Genomic DNA, 14,757 nt, shown 5'->3' with positions numbered 1-14,757 from the left:
CGCCCGTCGGCCGGGCCTGGCACGATGTCAGGGTGACCGCTCCGCTGACTCCGCCCCCGCCGCCGCACCGACAGCCCCCGCACGACGCCTGGCAGGTTCCCCCCGCCGGTGGCGTCGCGTACGAACAGGACGGCCCCGGGATGAAGACCGAAGTGCGCGAGGCCGCCGTGATCACCGTGGCCGTGGCGCTCACGGGACTGCTCCTCGGGGTGCTCTGGTGGTGGCTGGCGCCGCATGTGCCGCTGATCGCGGACGACAGCGCCGTGTATCTGAAGGACACCGAGGGCGAGCAGGCCATCGGTGTCGACGGAACGTTCACCCTGCTCGCGCTCGCGTTCGGCGCGGTGAGCGCGCTCGTCGTGTTCCTGGTGCGTCGGCGCGGCGGTGTGCCGCTGGTCGTGGCGCTGGCCGTCGGCGGGTTTCTCGGTTCGCTGATCGCGTGGCGGATCGGGGTCTGGCTCGGGCCCACGCAGAACGTGGTGGCGCACGCCAAGGCCGTGGGCAAGGGGGTGACGTTCTCCGCGCCGCTGAAGCTGGGCGCCAAGGGGGCGTTGCTGGCCTGGACCGTGGCGGCGCTCGTCGTCCACCTCGGGCTCACCGCGCTGTTCGGTCCGCGGGATCCCGATCCGTACCAGAGCCCCTACAGCGGCGGGCCCTCCGCGCCTCCGGCCGCCTAGGCCCTGTCGGACAGGCCCTGGCAGGCGCTCGACGCCCGCTGCGCCCGGCGGGCGGCCCGCCCGCCGGGTCCCTGCTCGTCGTCCGCCAAGGGGCCCGCGCCCTCCGGAGCCCCCGTTCCGTCCCGTACGGCCCGTTCCTGGGCCGCCCGACGGGTCGGCACGGGGGAGTGGGTCACGCCGGACGGCGGCCGTGGTTGGAGCGGCCCTTTTTGATGCGCCACTTGCGTTTGCGCGTTTTCTTCGACATGTCCCTCGTACTTAACCGAGGACGCGACGTCCGTCGAGGGGTCACGCACGGCCCACGGACGCGGAGACCGCGTCCGTGAGCTTCGCCAGGTCGTCGGGCGACAGTTCCACCTCCAGGCCCCGGCGGCCCGCCGAGACGCAGATCGTGGCGTGCGCCGCGGCCGAGGAGTCCAGGACCGTGCGGAGCCTCTTGCGCTGGCCCAGGGGCGAGATGCCGCCGCGGACGTAGCCCGTGGTGCGCTCGGCCGCCGCGGGGTCGGCCATCGCCGCGCGCTTGCCGCCCACCGCCGTGGCCAGCGCCTTCAGGTCGAGGGAGCCCGCGACGGGGACCACGGCGACCACGAGGGCGCCGTCCACGTCCGCCACCAGGGTCTTGAAGACCCGCTCCGGCGAGACGCCCATGGCCTCGGCGGCCTCCTCGCCGTACGAGGGGTGGGACGGGTCGTGCTCGTAGGAGTGGACCGTGAACGCGACGCCCGCGTCCGTGAGCGCCACCGTCGCCGGGGTGCCCCCGGACTGCTGCTTCTTCGACTTCTTCGCCATCGGCCTTCTCGGATGCGTCAGTTGAGACTCGTCGGGCCGCGCGTCAGGTCGGACGCCGGCAACGAGGGCAGATTACGGATGATCGCGGTCTCCGCGCGCAGGAGTTTCAGCTCCTCGCGCAGCCGGGACGCCGTGTCCGGCGCCTGGAGCAGCCGCTGCTTCGCCGGGATGTCCAGCATCACGGCGGCCGCGACGAGGTACGAGACGACGGACGGCTCGTCCGGCAGGTCGGCCCCGGTGGACAGGGACCTCTCCCGGGCGCCCGCCAGCCGCTTCTGGTACTGGCGGAAGGCCCGTAGGACGCCCTCGGCGAGCGCCCCCGCCTCCTCGCCCTGGTCCTCGGGCAGCTCCTCCAGCTCGGCCGTCAGGAACGCCCCCGAGGCGTCCACCGAGAGCAGTCGTACGCGTGTGGTGCCCGTGGCGAGCACCTCGAAGCTGCCGTCGGCGCGCTCCCGGATGGTCGCCGCGTCCGCGATGCAGCCGGTCTGGTGGAAGGCCTTGGCAGGGTCGTCGCCGAAGCCGGCGGCGGGTCCGCGTTCGGGCACGGCCGTCTGGTCCGGCATGCCTGGCGCGGACGCAGCGACCTCGTGCCCGTCGCGGATGGCGACGACGGCGAATCGGCGCGGTTCGTCCTCGGGGGTCTTCAGCAGATCGCGCATCATGGCGCGATAGCGCTCCTCGAACACGTTCAGAGGAAGCACGAGCCCCGGGAAGAGCACCGAGTTCAGGGGGAAGAGCGGGAGCCGGACGGTGGTCACGACGGGAAAGCCTAATGGTCGCCGGAGCGGGCGCGTCCGTCGTGCCCACTCCCCGGATGCGGATCGGGGCCCGGCGAGCGCAGCGGAAGGCCCGAGGCGACCTCCAGCCGGATGCCGTCGCGCAGCTCCAGGAACTGGCCGAGCGGGTCGTCGGAGACCCTGTCCCAGGGGAACGACGTGGCGTACGGGCCGATGAGGCGCAGCTGTTCCAGCGCGTCCGTCCAGCGCTCCAGCCGGACCAGGACGTACATCAGCAGGTTGCGGACCTCCGCGGGCCACGGATCGGACTCCGTGTACGTCGCGGACAGGGCCACGGCGAGGTCGGCCGCCGCGTCCAGACGTTCGCGAGGGACCTTCGCCCCGCCGCCCTCGGTCAGGTAGGCGAAGGCCGCACGCACCGGGAGCGCCTGCACCAGAGAGCCGGGGAGCGCGTCCTGGGCGGCCGTCTCGGCGAAGTCGAAGCATTCGCGGTGCGAGCCGTACCAGGCGGCCGACAGGTACTGGAGGGCCGCGACGTGGCAGCCGTAGTGGTGCGGGGAGCGCCGTACGGCCTCGCCCCACAGCTGCCCGAACTCGGAGTGCCCGACGTTCGTGCCGCGGGCGTGGTCGAGCGCGATCCGCCAGGGGACCGGGTCGCGCGGATCACCCTCGGCGGCCGCGGTGATCAGCGGCCCGACCTCGCGGAGCAGCTCGGCACGGGCCGGGGACTCCCAGCCCCGGCGCACCGCCAGCTCGGCCTTGACGAGCAGGGCGTCCGGATCGTGCGGCGCGGCGGCCTGCCACTCCCGCAGCCACGCGTCCCGGGAGCGGGCGAAGGTCGCGAGGCGCATCGCGTAGCGGTCGCGGTTCTCCCACTCGGCGGCCTCGCGTGTGGTGGTGAGCAGCTTGGCGGCCGGTCCGTACTCGCCGCGGGCCGCCGCCACGAGGGCGGGACCGAGACGCTCGTCGGGGGCGTCGAGCAGTACCTCGTCGTCGGCCGGCAGTCCGGCGGCGAGGCGCGAGGTGTTCCTAGCCATCCGTGCCGTACGGATGAACGCGCGCAGCAGTGCCATGGTGTCGACCATTGAAAGACGCAGGTCGGGGGTCTGCCAGGGGGTATGCGGTGACACTTTTGTAACCGTCGTTTGGTTGTATCCACACTGGTCAAGGACGAGTAAAAGCTGACTGTTGCTCACCTGTTCGACGGCTGTTCGTGCGACATGCGGGGGGCGTGTGTGCGAGTCCGGGGGAACCCTCGCACCGCTCGCCCCGCAGGCCCTACAGGCCCCACGTCGGCGGCCGGCCCCGCGCCTGCCGCCCGGCCCCGCGTCAGCGGCCGGGCCCCGAGTCAGCCGCGCCGGAGCAGCCGGGTCGCGCCCGCCGCCACCGTCGTCGCGAGGATCCAGCCGAGGAGGATCACCGCCGCGGCCAGCCACTGCCAGCCGCCGCGCAGCTGCCAGAAGCCGGCCTGGCCCAGGTCGATGACGGGCAGCAGCAGGTCCAGGGCGAACAGCGAGGCGTTCCACGGCGGATGCCCGTTGCCGTCGATCGGCGGATGGCTGGCGTGCGAGAAGGCGATCGACGAAGCCGCCCACAGCACCGCCATCCACAGCGCGGCCCGTCCCGGCCGGTACCCGTAGGCGACCGTCCAGTCCTGCGCGTACCCCCACAGCTTGGCGGCCAGCGGCAGGGTCTCGCGACGGCGGCGCTGCTTGGCGAGCAGCACCTCGCGCGCGTCCTCGTCCTCCCCGGAGTTGCGCAGCACCGTGGCCAGCCGCTCGTACGGCTCGGGGTTGTACTCGGCGGTCGCCGCCGCCACCCATTCCAGCCGCCGGGTCAGCGGGAAGGCACCCTGCGGCACCAGGCTCTCGTAGGTGAAGCCGCCCATGTGGAGGCTGCCGGGCCTCGGCCAGCTGGACGCCCGGTCGATCAGGTTGACGACCCGCGCGCCGGACAGCACCACCCGACCCCGCTCCGGCTTCTCCCCGAGGAAGCGCAGCTCGGGCGTCTGGACCCGGCGCAGCGACAGCTCCTGGTCGTCGTCGAGGACGAACCGGGCCCGTTCGAGGTCGACGGCGTCCCCGAACCGGCCGTCGTCCAGGCGGATGCCGCCCTGGCACTCGAAGCGCTGCACCAGCGTGCCGCGGGCCGGCGTGGTGCCGCTGGTCAGCAGCGGATTGCCGATGCCGGCGGGCGTCATGTACAGCGTGCGGTTGACGGTGAGCTGGGGGGCGTTCAGGGCCAGCCGTGTGTACGGGTTGTTCAGCTTGCTGCCGCGCAGGCTGAGCGAGACGCCGATGGTGGCGCCGCGCAGGCTGAGCTCGCCGTGCGACTCCAGCATCTCGGCCTGGAGGTCCTGCCCGACGGTCATGCCGTCGCCGGTGAGCGAGCGCCCCCGCCGGTCCCGGTAGACGACGGCCTGGTTGAGCAGCAGGTCGGTGCCGATGTGCGCGTCGGTCAGGCGCACCCCGTTGTGGAAACGGCAGCGGGGCAGGTGCAGGTCGCCCTCGGTGTGCAGCCGGGCCGCCTCCAGCCGGGGCACCGAGCAGTCCACCAGCCGTACGGTCGTGAAGCGGGCCTCCGGCAGCAGGACCTCCTTCTCGAACCGGCACCCCTTCAGCTCGACGTACGGCACCACGGTGCCGCCGGCGAGGTCGAGGACGTCGGTGATCATGACACCGGTCAGCTTCAGGGACGAGACCCTGCCCTGGAGGGCCGGAGGGCCGTCGAGCAGCAGCCACGCCACGATCCGCGCCCGCACGCTGCGCTCGGGCCCCCACGGATGGCCGCCGTGCGGATCGTCGACGGTGGTGTCCCCGCTGCGCAGGTCGTACACGCTGCCGTTGCGGAAGGCCTGCCACATCCCGGCTTCGGCGGCGGTCAGTTCGTCCGGCAGGTCCCCGTTACGGATGCCGGCACCCTCGGTCACGGCTCTTCCTTCCTCCCCAGCTACTCGCGGGTTTCGTACAATCGTTCAATGCCCGCTCGGTGACGGCCCGAACGCTACTGGTGACGAGGATCTTCCGGTGAACCGAAGGTGGCCTGTATCAGCCATTGATACGGGCGTCCGGCGCCTTGTCGCCGTCTGAGAGAATTGGGCCTGTGATCTCCCGAATCGATCTGCGCGGCGACGCCCTCCCCGAGGGCTCCGCCCTGCGCGACCTGCTGCCCCGAGCCGACTTCGACGTTTCGGCCGCACTGGAGAAGGTGCGTCCGATCTGCGAGGCCGTGCATCATCGGGGCGACGCGGCGCTGATCGACTACGCGGAGAAATTCGACGGCGTCCGGCTGGAATCGGTACGCGTCCCGGCCGAGGCGCTCCGTGACGCGCTCGACACGCTCGACCCGGCCGTACGGGCCGCCCTGGAGGAGTCGATCCGGCGCGCCCGGCTCGTCCACCGCGAGCAGCGGCGCACCGCCCACACGACCCAGGTCGTGCCGGGCGGCTCGGTGACCGAGAAGTGGGTGCCGGTCGACCGCGTCGGTCTCTACGCGCCCGGCGGCCGGTCGGTCTACCCGTCCTCCGTGATCATGAACGTCGTCCCCGCTCAGGAGGCCGGCGTCGGCTCCATCGCGCTCGCCTCACCCGCCCAGGCCGAATTCGGCGGGCTGCCGCACCCCACGATCCTGGCCGCCTGCGCGCTGCTCGGCGTCGACGAGGTGTACGCGGCGGGCGGCGCGACCGCCGTCGCGATGTTCGCGCACGGCACCGAGTCCTGCCCGCCCGCGAACATGGTCACCGGCCCCGGCAACATCTGGGTCGCCGCCGCCAAGCGGTACTTCGCGGGCAAGATCGGCATCGATGCCGAGGCCGGTCCCACGGAGATCGCGATCCTCGCCGACGCGACCGCCGACCCGGTGCACGTCGCCTCGGACCTGATCAGCCAGGCCGAGCACGACCCGCTGGCCGCCGCCGTCCTCGTCACGGACTCCGTGGAGCTTGCCGACGCGGTCGAGAAGGAGCTGGAGCCGCAGGTCGCGGCCACCCGGCACATCGAGGACCGGATCGTCCCGGCGCTCGGCGGCAGGCAGTCCGCCGTCGTGCTCGTCGACGGCGTGGAGGAGGGCCTGCGGGTCGTCGACGCGTACGGCGCCGAGCACCTGGAGATCCAGACCGCCGACGCCGCCCGCGTCGCCGACCGCGTCAGGAACGCGGGCGCGATCTTCGTCGGCCCCTGGGCGCCGGTCTCGCTGGGCGACTACGCGGCGGGCTCGAACCACGTCCTGCCCACCGGCGGCTGTGCCTGCCACTCCTCCGGCCTGTCCGTCCAGTCCTTCCTGCGCGGCATCCACATCGTGGACTACACGAAGGACGCGCTGGCCGACGTGGCGCACCACGTGGTGACGCTCGCGGAGGCGGAGGACCTGCCCGCGCACGGCGCGGCGATCAAGGCCCGGTTCGGTTGGAAGGTGCCTGAGAGCAAGTGAGCTTCGGAATCGACGATCTCCCCGTACGGGACGAGCTGCGCGGCAAGTCCCCCTATGGCGCGCCCCAGCTCGACGTCCCCGTGCGCCTGAACACCAACGAGAACCCGTACCCGCTGCCCGAGCCGCTCGTCGAACGGATCGCCGAGCGGGTGCGCGAGGCCGCCCGTGACCTCAACCGCTACCCCGACCGGGACGCGGTGGAGCTGCGCACGGAGCTGGCCAAGTACCTGACGCGGACCGGCGGCCACCGGGTCGGCCGGGAGAACGTCTGGGCGGCCAACGGGTCGAACGAGGTCATCCAGCAGCTGCTGCAGACCTTCGGAGGCCCCGGCCGCACGGCGATCGGCTTCGAGCCGTCGTACTCGATGCACGCGCTCATCGCGCGCGGCACCGGTACCGGCTGGATCTCCGGCCCCCGCAAGGAGGACTTCACGATCGACGCCGCGGCGGCCGAGCAGGCCATCGCCGAGAACCGGCCCGACGTGGTCTTCATCACCACCCCCAACAACCCCACGGGCAACGCGGTCCCGCCCGAGACGGTCCTCGCGCTGTACGAGGCGGCCCAGGCGGTCAAGCCGTCGATGGTGGTCGTGGACGAGGCGTACATCGAGTTCAGCCACGGCGACTCGCTGCTGCCGCTGCTCGAAGGTCGGCCGAATCTCGTCGTCTCGCGGACCATGTCCAAGGCCTTCGGGGCGGCGGGGCTGCGCCTCGGCTACCTCGCCGCGCACCCCGCCGTCGTGGACGCCGTGCAGCTGGTCCGGCTGCCGTACCACCTGTCGGCCGTCACCCAGGCGACCGCGCTGGCCGCCCTGGAGCACACCGACACCCTGCTCGGATACGTGGAGCAGCTCAAGGCCGAGCGTGACCGGCTGGTCGCCGAACTGCGCGCGATCGGCTACGAGGTCACCGAGTCCGACGCGAACTTCGTCCAGTTCGGGCGGTTCGACGGCGCGGACGGCTCCCACGAGGCCTGGCGGCGGATCCTCGACCGGGGCGTCCTGGTCCGGGACAACGGCGTGCCGGGATGGCTGCGGGTGTCCGCCGGGACCCCCGAAGAGAACGACGCGTTCCTCGACGCGGTCCGTGAACTGAAGAAGGAGCAGAGCGCATGAGCCGCGTAGGACGCGTGGAGCGCACCACGAAGGAGACGTCGGTCCTCGTCGAGATCGATCTCGACGGGTCCGGCAAGGTCGACGTGTCGACGGGTGTCGGCTTCTACGACCACATGCTCGACCAGCTCGGCCGGCACGGTCTGTTCGACCTGACCGTGAAGACCGAGGGCGACCTGCACATCGACTCGCACCACACCATCGAGGACACCGCCCTCGCCCTGGGCGCCGCCTTCAAGCAGGCGCTCGGCGACAAGGTGGGGATCTACCGCTTCGGCAACTGCACGGTCCCGCTGGACGAGTCGCTCGCCCAGGTCACCGTCGACCTCTCCGGCCGCCCCTACCTCGTGCACACCGAGCCCGAGAACATGGCGCCGATGATCGGCGAGTACGACACCACGATGACCCGGCACATCCTGGAGTCCTTCGTCGCCCAGGCGCAGATCGCGCTGCACGTGCACGTGCCCTACGGGCGCAACGCGCACCACATCGTGGAGTGCCAGTTCAAGGCCCTGGCCCGGGCCCTGCGGTACGCCTCCGAGCGCGACCCGCGCGCCGCCGGCATCCTGCCCTCCACGAAGGGGGCGCTGTGAGCGGCGCACGTGCGGCCGCCGGGCCGCGGACGACGATGACGATGCCCCGGCCGCCGCGCCGCCGGGGCGCAGAAGCGAACGGAAAGACACTGTGACCGGCCTGTCGAGCATCCTGATCGTCGTCGGACTCTTCCTCCTCGGCGGCGTCTACTCCTTCGCCAAGCAGAAGATGCCGCGGAGCCTCATCGTGCTGCTCTCCATCGGTGCCGCGATGTGTCTCGTCGCGGGCGTCATGCGGCTGGAGGTGTGGGCGTGAGCGACCCGAAGAAGGTCGTCGTCTTCGACTACGGCTTCGGGAACGTACGGTCCGCCGAGCGGGCCCTCGCCCGCGCGGGCGCCGAGGTCGAGATCACCCGCGACTTCGACACCGCCATGAACGCGGACGGGCTGCTGGTGCCCGGCGTCGGCGCCTTCGCCGCCTGCATGAAGGGTCTCAAGGAGGCCCGTGGCGACTGGATCATCGGCCGCCGGCTCTCCGGCGGCCGCCCGGTGATGGGCATCTGCGTCGGCATGCAGATCCTCTTCGCCCGCGGCATCGAGCACGGCGTGGAGGCCGAGGGCCTGGACGAGTGGCCCGGCACGGTCGGACCGCTCCAGGCCGACGTGGTGCCCCACATGGGCTGGAACACGGTCGAGGCGCCGGCGGGCTCGGAGCTCTTCGCGGGCCTCGACGCCGACGCCCGCTTCTACTTCGTGCACTCCTACGCCGTCCACGACTGGTCCCTGGAAGTCGCGAACCCGGCGATGCGCGCACCCAAGGTCACCTGGTCGAGGTACGGCGAGCCCTTCGTGGCCGCTGTCGAGAACGGCGCCCTGTGGGCCACGCAGTTCCACCCCGAGAAGTCCGGCGACGCCGGAGCGCAGCTGCTGAACAACTGGATCGGAACCCTCTGATGGCTTCGAAGCTCGAACTCCTCCCCGCCGTCGACGTCCGCGACGGGCAGGCCGTCCGCCTGGTGCACGGCGAGTCCGGTACCGAGACGTCCTACGGCTCCCCCCTGGAGGCCGCCCTCGCCTGGCAGAGCGCGGGCGCCGAGTGGCTGCACCTCGTCGACCTGGACGCCGCCTTCGGCACCGGCGACAACCGCGCCCTGATCGCCGAGGTCGCCAAGGCCATGGACATCAAGGTGGAGCTGTCCGGCGGCATCCGCGACGACGACACGCTCGCCGCGGCCCTCGCCACCGGCTGCACCCGCGTCAACCTCGGCACCGCGGCGCTGGAGACCCCCGAGTGGGTCGCCAAGGTCATCGCCGAGCACGGCGACAAGATCGCGGTCGGGCTCGACGTCCGCGGCACCACGCTGCGCGGCCGCGGCTGGACCCGCGACGGCGGCGACCTCTACGAGACGCTGGAGCGACTGAACTCCGAGGGCTGCGCGCGGTACGTGGTCACCGACATCGCCAAGGACGGCACGCTCCAGGGCCCGAACCTGGAACTGCTGAGGAACGTGTGCGCGGCGACGGACCGCCCGGTCGTGGCCTCCGGCGGCGTGTCCTCCCTGGACGACCTGCGGGCCATCGCCGAGCTGGTGCCCCTGGGCGTCGAGGGCTCGATCGTCGGCAAGGCCCTGTACGCCAAGGCGTTCACGCTGGAAGAGGCGCTGGAGGCGGTCTCCGTATGACCGACGACGGAGTACGGCGGATCTCCTCGGGCGGTCCGTTCGAGGACGCGGTCGGCTACTCGCGGGCCGTGGAACTGCCCAACGGCCTGGTCCTGGTCTCCGGTTGCACCTCCGTGGTCGGTGGCGTGATAGACGCGGGCACGCCGTACGAGCAGGCGGTCAACGCCTTCCGGGCGGCGCTCGACGCGCTGAAGACCCTGGGGCTCGGCCGCGAGCACGTGGTGCGCACGCGGATGTACATCACCCACGCCCGCGACGTCGACGAGGTGGGCCGCGCCCACAAGGAGCTCTTCGACGACGTGCGCCCCGCCACGTCCATGCTGATCGTCTCCGGCTTCATCGACCCGAGCCTGGTCGTCGAGGTCGAGGTGGAGGCGTTCCGCCCCCGTGCGGAGAACGGAGGTGCGCAGTCATGACGCTCGCGGTACGCGTCATCCCCTGCCTGGACGTGGACAACGGCCGGGTCGTCAAGGGGGTCAACTTCCAGAACCTGCGCGACGCGGGCGACCCCGTCGAGATGGCCAAGGTGTACGACGCCGAAGGCGCCGACGAGCTGACGTTCCTCGACATCACGGCGTCCTCCGGCAACCGGGAGACCACGTACGACGTGGTGCGCCGCACGGCCGAGCAGGTCTTCATCCCGCTCACGGTGGGCGGCGGCGTCCGCACCGCCGAGGACGTGGACAAGCTGCTGCGGGCCGGCGCGGACAAGGTCGGCGTCAACACCGCGGCCATCGCGCGGCCCGACCTCATCCGGGAGATCGCGGAGCGGTTCGGGCGGCAGGTGCTGGTGCTGTCCGTGGACGCCCGGCGCACCGAGGCCGGCTCCTTCGAGGTCACCACGCACGGCGGCCGCAAGGGCACGGGCATCGACGCCGTCGAGTGGGCGCACCGCGCCGCCGAGCTGGGCGCGGGCGAGATCCTGCTCAACTCGATGGACGCGGACGGCACGAAGGACGGGTACGACATCGAGATGATCGAGGCCGTACGCAAGCATGTGAGCGTCCCGCTGATCGCCAGCGGCGGCGCCGGCCGGCTCGCGCACTTCCCGCCCGCCATCGACGCGGGCGCGGACGCGGTGCTGGCCGCGTCGGTCTTCCACTTCGGGGATCTGCGGATCGGCGAGGTGAAGGAGACGCTGCGAGGGGCAGGGCATCCCGTCCGCTGAGCTCCCGCCGGAGTCCGCCGCCGCGGACCCGCCGGCAGGCGTCGTCGAGCCCCGGTCACCTGGTGACCGGGGCTTCTTCGTGGAGTGATGCGAAAGAAAAGTTGCGCAATTTATGTTGCGCAACTTTCCTTTCGCATCTACGGTGAGGGCATGGCGGATGAAGAGAGTCGCAAGGAGAGCCGCAGGGTCTCGGATCTGGGAACGCTCAAGGCGCTCTCGCACCCCCTGCGGATGAATCTGTACCGCTCCCTGCACGTGGCCGGCGCGGCCACCGCGTCGCAACTGGGGGAGCAGGTCGACGAGGCCCCCTCCCTGGTGAGCTACCACCTGCGCAAGCTGGCGGAGCACGGACTGATCGAGGAGGCGCAGCCGCGCAGCGGCGACGGTCGCGAGCGGTGGTGGCAGCCGGCGTCCGAGGGGGTGAGCTTCCACGACGAGGACTTCCGCGGCGCCCCCGAGACGGCCGCCGCGCACACCGCGTTCGCCCGGCTCCTCGTCGACCAGCGAGCCGACCTCTACCGGCGCTACCTGGACGAGCGGCACGCCTGGGCGCCCGAGTGGCGCACCGCCTCCTCCGACTCCGAGTCCAGCCTGCGTCTGACGGCGGCCGAACTCGCCGAGCTCAACGAGGAGTTGCTCGACCTCGTCAGGAAGTACGACGAGCGGGGCCGCACGGCCGAGGAGGCCGGCGACACCGAAGGCCGCGAGAACGTCGCGGTGCACCTGTACGGCTTCCCGTTCCGCGCCTGACCCCCTCGCAGGGACCTCGTCCGGCACGCGACGCGGTCCGGCGCGAGAGCCGCGCCCGCGCGGCACCTCGCCCGCGTCCCGGGACCTGCTCCCGGCCCGTACCCCGCACATGCCTCCTTCCGTGCTCGTCTCAGCGTCTGAGAGGACCTGGACCGTGACCACGACCGTCATGACACCGGCCCCCGCCGCCGAAGCCCGCCCCGCCCACCGCGACGGCAACGTACTGCGCTGGCTCGGCGCCTACACCTCGTCGATGATCGGCGACAACGTCTACTACATCGCGCTGTCCTGGGCCGCCGTGCAGACCGGGACACCCGCGCAGGCCGGTCTCGTGATGACCGTCAGCGCGATTCCGCGGGCCCTGCTGATGCTGGGCGGGGGAGTGGTCGCCGACCGGTTCGGACCGCGGAAGGTCGTCATCGGGAGCGACGCCGTGCGCTGCGCGGCCGTGCTGGCGGTGGCGGCCCTGCTGTTCGCTACCTCCCCGGGGCTGTGGCCGCTGGCCCTGCTGGGCCTCGTCTTCGGCACCGTCGACGCGGTCTTCATGCCCGCCGTCGGCGCCCTCCCGGCCCGCATCACGAGCCGCGGTCAACTGGCCCGCGTCCAGGGCATGAGGGGCCTCGCGATCCGCTTCGCCAACGTCGCCGGCGCCCCGCTCGGCGGCCTCGGCGTCGCGCTCGGCGGCGCCGCCGCGGCGTTCGGGCTCGCGGGGGCGCTGATCGCCTTGTCCGTGCCGCTGCTGGTCTCCGTCCGCGTGCGGGAACTGCCCGCCGACGACGCGGCCGCGGAGCGCACCCCGTGGCGTGACCTGCGCGAGGGCCTCGGCTACATCCGGCGCCATCGGGTCCTCGCGCCCCTCGTGGTCGCCATCGCGCTCGGCGATCTCGGCTTCGTAGGGCCGCTCAACGTGGGCCTGACCCTGCTGGCCGACCGGCGCGGCTGGGGGGCCTCCGGCATCGGCTGGGTGCTCGCCGGGTTCGGGATCGGCGCGGGCGCCGCGGCCCTGCTCCTCACCGTGCGCGGCAGGCTGCCGTACGCGGGCCGGGTGGCCGCGGTGGCGATCCTCGCCGGCTCGGTCGCCATCGGCGGGCTCGCGTTCGTGCCGACCGTGGCCGCGGCCGTCGGAGTCGCCCTGGTCGTCGGCCTGTTCGCCGGGCTCAGCGGTGCCCTGTGCGGCGCGCTGCTGCAGACCCACGCCGACCCCGCCTTCCTCGGCCGGGTCAGCTCCGTCGCCACCATCGGGAGCCTGGGGCTCGCCCCGCTGAGCATGCCGCTGACCGCCGCCGCGATCGGCTGGTGGGGCACCGGGCCCGTCTTCGTCGTCAGCGCCGCGGTGTGTGGCCTCGGCGGGGTGGTCACCCTCTGCGTCCGCGACCTGCGCCGCGCCGAACTGCCCCGCTGAACACCGCCCCGGCGGACCTGCGCCGTCGCCGCTGCCGTCACCGGTGTGGTGCGTGGCCCGCGGGTCTCCGGGAGGGTCGGGCGTGGGTACGGGTGGGGGCCGCGGGTCTCCGGGAGGGTCGGGCGTGGGTACGGGTGCGGGCCGCGGGTCTCCGGGAGGGCCGGGCGCGGGCCACGGGAGCCCGGGAGGGCCGGGCGTGGGCCACGGGACCCCGGGAGGGCCGGGCGCGGGCACAAGGTGCGGACCAATGGACCCCCGGGAGGAAGGGGCGCGGACACAGGTGCGGGCCAAGGCCGGTGATTCTGCCGATGTGCGCGGCCGGGGCACGGGCGGACAGTTGCCACCGCAACCCACCGAGACGGACCCCGCCGCTTCGGAGCGTGCGCCGTCCGACACCCACGCCCCGGCCGCGCACCGACCCGCGGCGCGGGTCCGTCGCCCCTCACCGAGAGGACGCACCCGCCGTGCAGCAGCCGAACAACGCCTCCCCCGCCGCACCCGTCGGCCCCGACCCTTCCGCCCCGCGCTCGCACCGGTCCACGAACCGTCTCGTACGGGCCGGCCTCGCGGTGCTCCTGGCCGCGGGAGGCCTGGTGGCCGCGCAGGCCGCCGGAGCGCAGGCCGCCCCGGCGCAGGCGGCCGCCGCGAACCCGTACGAGCGCGGCCCCGCGCCCACCGAGGCGAGCATCGAGGCGGCCCGCGGGTCGTACGCCGTCTCGCAGACCACCGTCTCCTCGCTGTCCGTGTCCGGATTCGGCGGCGGCACCGTCTACTACCCGACCTCGACCAGCGACGGCACCTTCGGCGCGGTCGTCATCTCGCCCGGGTACACCGCGTACCAGTCGTCCATCGCCTGGCTCGGACCCCGGCTCGCCTCGCAGGGCTTCGTGGTGTTCACCATCGACACCCTCACCACCCTCGACCAGCCCGACAGCCGGGGCCGTCAACTGCTGGCCGCGCTCGACTACTTGACGCAGAGCAGTTCCGTGCGGACCAGGATCGACAGCAGCCGGCTCGGCGTCATGGGGCACTCGATGGGCGGCGGCGGCACGCTGGAGGCCGCGAAGAGCCGTCCCTCGCTCCAGGCGGCGATCCCGCTGACCGGCTGGAACCTGGACAAGACCTGGCCGGAGATCAAGACGCCGACCCTGATCGTCGGCGCCGACGGTGACACGATCGCACCGGTCGCCACCCACTCCGAGCCCTTCTACGAGAGCCTGCCGAGCTCGCTCGACAAGGCGTATCTGGAGCTCAACGGCGCCACCCACTTCACGCCCAACAGCTCGAACACGACGATCGCGAAGTACAGCATTTCGTGGCTGAAGCGATTCATCGACAATGACACCCGCTACGAGCAGTTCCTCTGCCCGTTGCCGCGGCCGTCCCTCACGATCGACGAGTACCGAGGCAACTGCCCGCACACCTCCTGACCCGTCCCGGAGTCGTCGAGTCCGCGCCCGGGGTGCCCTCACGGCACCC

General features: G+C 72.6%; 16 protein-coding genes. 12 read left to right on the top strand and 4 right to left on the bottom strand.

Annotation, left to right across the window (positions count from 1 at the left end; translation table 11 throughout):
* Window positions 1-32: 32 nt before the first annotated feature.
* Window positions 33-677, top strand: coding sequence for an AAA family ATPase (locus BKI49_RS09055; RefSeq protein ID WP_095933687.1), 645 nt, complete (start codon window positions 33-35; stop codon window positions 675-677).
* 288 nt (window positions 678-965) lie between these two features.
* Here BKI49_RS09055 and ybaK read toward each other — a convergent pair whose 3' ends face one another.
* The 4 genes from ybaK to BKI49_RS09035 all read right to left on the bottom strand — a co-directional run bounded on the left by ybaK (window position 966) and on the right by BKI49_RS09035 (window position 5,132).
* Window positions 966-1,466 carry a Cys-tRNA(Pro) deacylase gene (gene ybaK, locus BKI49_RS09050; protein ID WP_095933686.1) on the bottom strand — a complete coding sequence of 167 codons (501 nt, stop codon included), beginning with the start codon at window positions 1,464-1,466 and terminating at the stop codon, window positions 966-968.
* 17 nt (window positions 1,467-1,483) lie between these two features.
* Window positions 1,484-2,224, bottom strand: a complete 741-nt coding sequence (locus BKI49_RS09045) for an LON peptidase substrate-binding domain-containing protein (RefSeq protein ID WP_095933685.1) — start codon at window positions 2,222-2,224, stop codon at window positions 1,484-1,486.
* Window positions 2,225-2,235: 11 nt separating this feature from the next.
* The gene (locus BKI49_RS09040; protein ID WP_095933684.1) at window positions 2,236-3,288 is read right to left on the bottom strand and encodes a hypothetical protein; all 1,053 of its coding nucleotides are present in this window, start codon (window positions 3,286-3,288) and stop codon (window positions 2,236-2,238) included.
* Window positions 3,289-3,551: 263 nt separating this feature from the next.
* On the bottom strand, window positions 3,552-5,132 hold the full coding sequence (locus BKI49_RS09035) for an oxidoreductase (RefSeq protein ID WP_095933683.1): 1,581 nt from the start codon (window positions 5,130-5,132) through the stop codon (window positions 3,552-3,554).
* Between the two features lie 173 nt (window positions 5,133-5,305).
* Here BKI49_RS09035 and hisD point away from each other — a divergent pair, with 173 nt between their 5' ends.
* From hisD to bdeA, 11 genes are all read left to right on the top strand, one after another.
* On the top strand, window positions 5,306-6,631 hold the full coding sequence (hisD, locus tag BKI49_RS09030) for a histidinol dehydrogenase (protein WP_095933682.1): 1,326 nt from the start codon (window positions 5,306-5,308) through the stop codon (window positions 6,629-6,631).
* Complete coding sequence (locus BKI49_RS09025; protein ID WP_095933681.1) at window positions 6,628-7,746, top strand: histidinol-phosphate transaminase; 1,119 nt, start codon at window positions 6,628-6,630, stop codon at window positions 7,744-7,746. Before hisD ends, BKI49_RS09025 begins: the two co-directional genes overlap by 4 nt.
* Window positions 7,743-8,336, top strand: coding sequence for an imidazoleglycerol-phosphate dehydratase HisB (hisB, locus tag BKI49_RS09020; protein ID WP_010987556.1), 594 nt, complete (start codon window positions 7,743-7,745; stop codon window positions 8,334-8,336). Before BKI49_RS09025 ends, hisB begins: the two co-directional genes overlap by 4 nt.
* Before the next feature lie 91 nt (window positions 8,337-8,427).
* Window positions 8,428-8,592, top strand: a complete 165-nt coding sequence (locus BKI49_RS35215; RefSeq protein WP_028803161.1) for a hypothetical protein — start codon at window positions 8,428-8,430, stop codon at window positions 8,590-8,592.
* The gene (gene hisH / locus BKI49_RS09015) at window positions 8,589-9,230 is read left to right on the top strand and encodes an imidazole glycerol phosphate synthase subunit HisH (RefSeq protein WP_095933767.1); all 642 of its coding nucleotides are present in this window, start codon (window positions 8,589-8,591) and stop codon (window positions 9,228-9,230) included. Before BKI49_RS35215 ends, hisH begins: the two co-directional genes overlap by 4 nt.
* Window positions 9,230-9,958: a bifunctional 1-(5-phosphoribosyl)-5-((5-phosphoribosylamino)methylideneamino)imidazole-4-carboxamide isomerase/phosphoribosylanthranilate isomerase PriA gene (gene priA, locus BKI49_RS09010; RefSeq protein WP_095933680.1), complete on the top strand. Its 729-nt coding sequence runs from the start codon at window positions 9,230-9,232 to the stop codon at window positions 9,956-9,958. The genes hisH and priA overlap by 1 nt, the downstream gene beginning before the upstream one ends.
* Complete coding sequence (locus tag BKI49_RS09005; protein WP_095933679.1) at window positions 9,955-10,374, top strand: RidA family protein; 420 nt, start codon at window positions 9,955-9,957, stop codon at window positions 10,372-10,374. The genes priA and BKI49_RS09005 overlap by 4 nt, the downstream gene beginning before the upstream one ends.
* The gene (gene hisF, locus BKI49_RS09000; RefSeq protein WP_028803157.1) at window positions 10,371-11,126 is read left to right on the top strand and encodes an imidazole glycerol phosphate synthase subunit HisF; all 756 of its coding nucleotides are present in this window, start codon (window positions 10,371-10,373) and stop codon (window positions 11,124-11,126) included. Before BKI49_RS09005 ends, hisF begins: the two co-directional genes overlap by 4 nt.
* A gap of 150 nt (window positions 11,127-11,276) precedes the next feature.
* Complete coding sequence (locus BKI49_RS08995; protein ID WP_095933678.1) at window positions 11,277-11,876, top strand: ArsR/SmtB family transcription factor; 600 nt, start codon at window positions 11,277-11,279, stop codon at window positions 11,874-11,876.
* A 169-nt stretch (window positions 11,877-12,045) separates the two neighbouring features.
* A complete protein-coding gene (locus BKI49_RS08990) occupies window positions 12,046-13,278 on the top strand; it encodes an MFS transporter (RefSeq protein WP_179332377.1) in 1,233 nt (410 codons plus the stop codon).
* 464 nt (window positions 13,279-13,742) lie between these two features.
* On the top strand, window positions 13,743-14,708 hold the full coding sequence (gene bdeA / locus BKI49_RS08985) for a bis(hydroxyethyl) terephthalate hydrolase (protein WP_095933676.1): 966 nt from the start codon (window positions 13,743-13,745) through the stop codon (window positions 14,706-14,708).
* Window positions 14,709-14,757: the final 49 nt, after the last annotated feature.

This window comes from Streptomyces sp. Tue6028, assembly GCF_002300165.1.
Lineage (GTDB): Bacteria > Actinomycetota > Actinomycetes > Streptomycetales > Streptomycetaceae > Streptomyces > Streptomyces siamensis.
This window is presented reverse-complemented; position numbering and strand designations above follow the sequence as displayed.

Excerpts from the sequence above, each read along its gene's own strand:
- ybaK (WP_095933686.1), bottom strand. The coding sequence starts at position 1,466 with ATGGCGAAGAAGTCGAAGAAGCAGCAGTCCGGGGGCACCCCGGCGACG.
- BKI49_RS09040 (WP_095933684.1), bottom strand. The coding sequence starts at position 3,288 with ATGGTCGACACCATGGCACTGCTGCGCGCGTTCATCCGTACGGCACGG.
- hisB (WP_010987556.1), top strand. The coding sequence starts at position 7,743 with ATGAGCCGCGTAGGACGCGTGGAGCGCACCACGAAGGAGACGTCGGTC.
- priA (WP_095933680.1), top strand. The coding sequence starts at position 9,230 with ATGGCTTCGAAGCTCGAACTCCTCCCCGCCGTCGACGTCCGCGACGGG.
- BKI49_RS09005 (WP_095933679.1), top strand. The coding sequence starts at position 9,955 with ATGACCGACGACGGAGTACGGCGGATCTCCTCGGGCGGTCCGTTCGAG.
- hisF (WP_028803157.1), top strand. The coding sequence starts at position 10,371 with ATGACGCTCGCGGTACGCGTCATCCCCTGCCTGGACGTGGACAACGGC.
- BKI49_RS08995 (WP_095933678.1), top strand. The coding sequence starts at position 11,277 with ATGGCGGATGAAGAGAGTCGCAAGGAGAGCCGCAGGGTCTCGGATCTG.
- BKI49_RS08990 (WP_179332377.1), top strand. The coding sequence starts at position 12,046 with ATGACACCGGCCCCCGCCGCCGAAGCCCGCCCCGCCCACCGCGACGGC.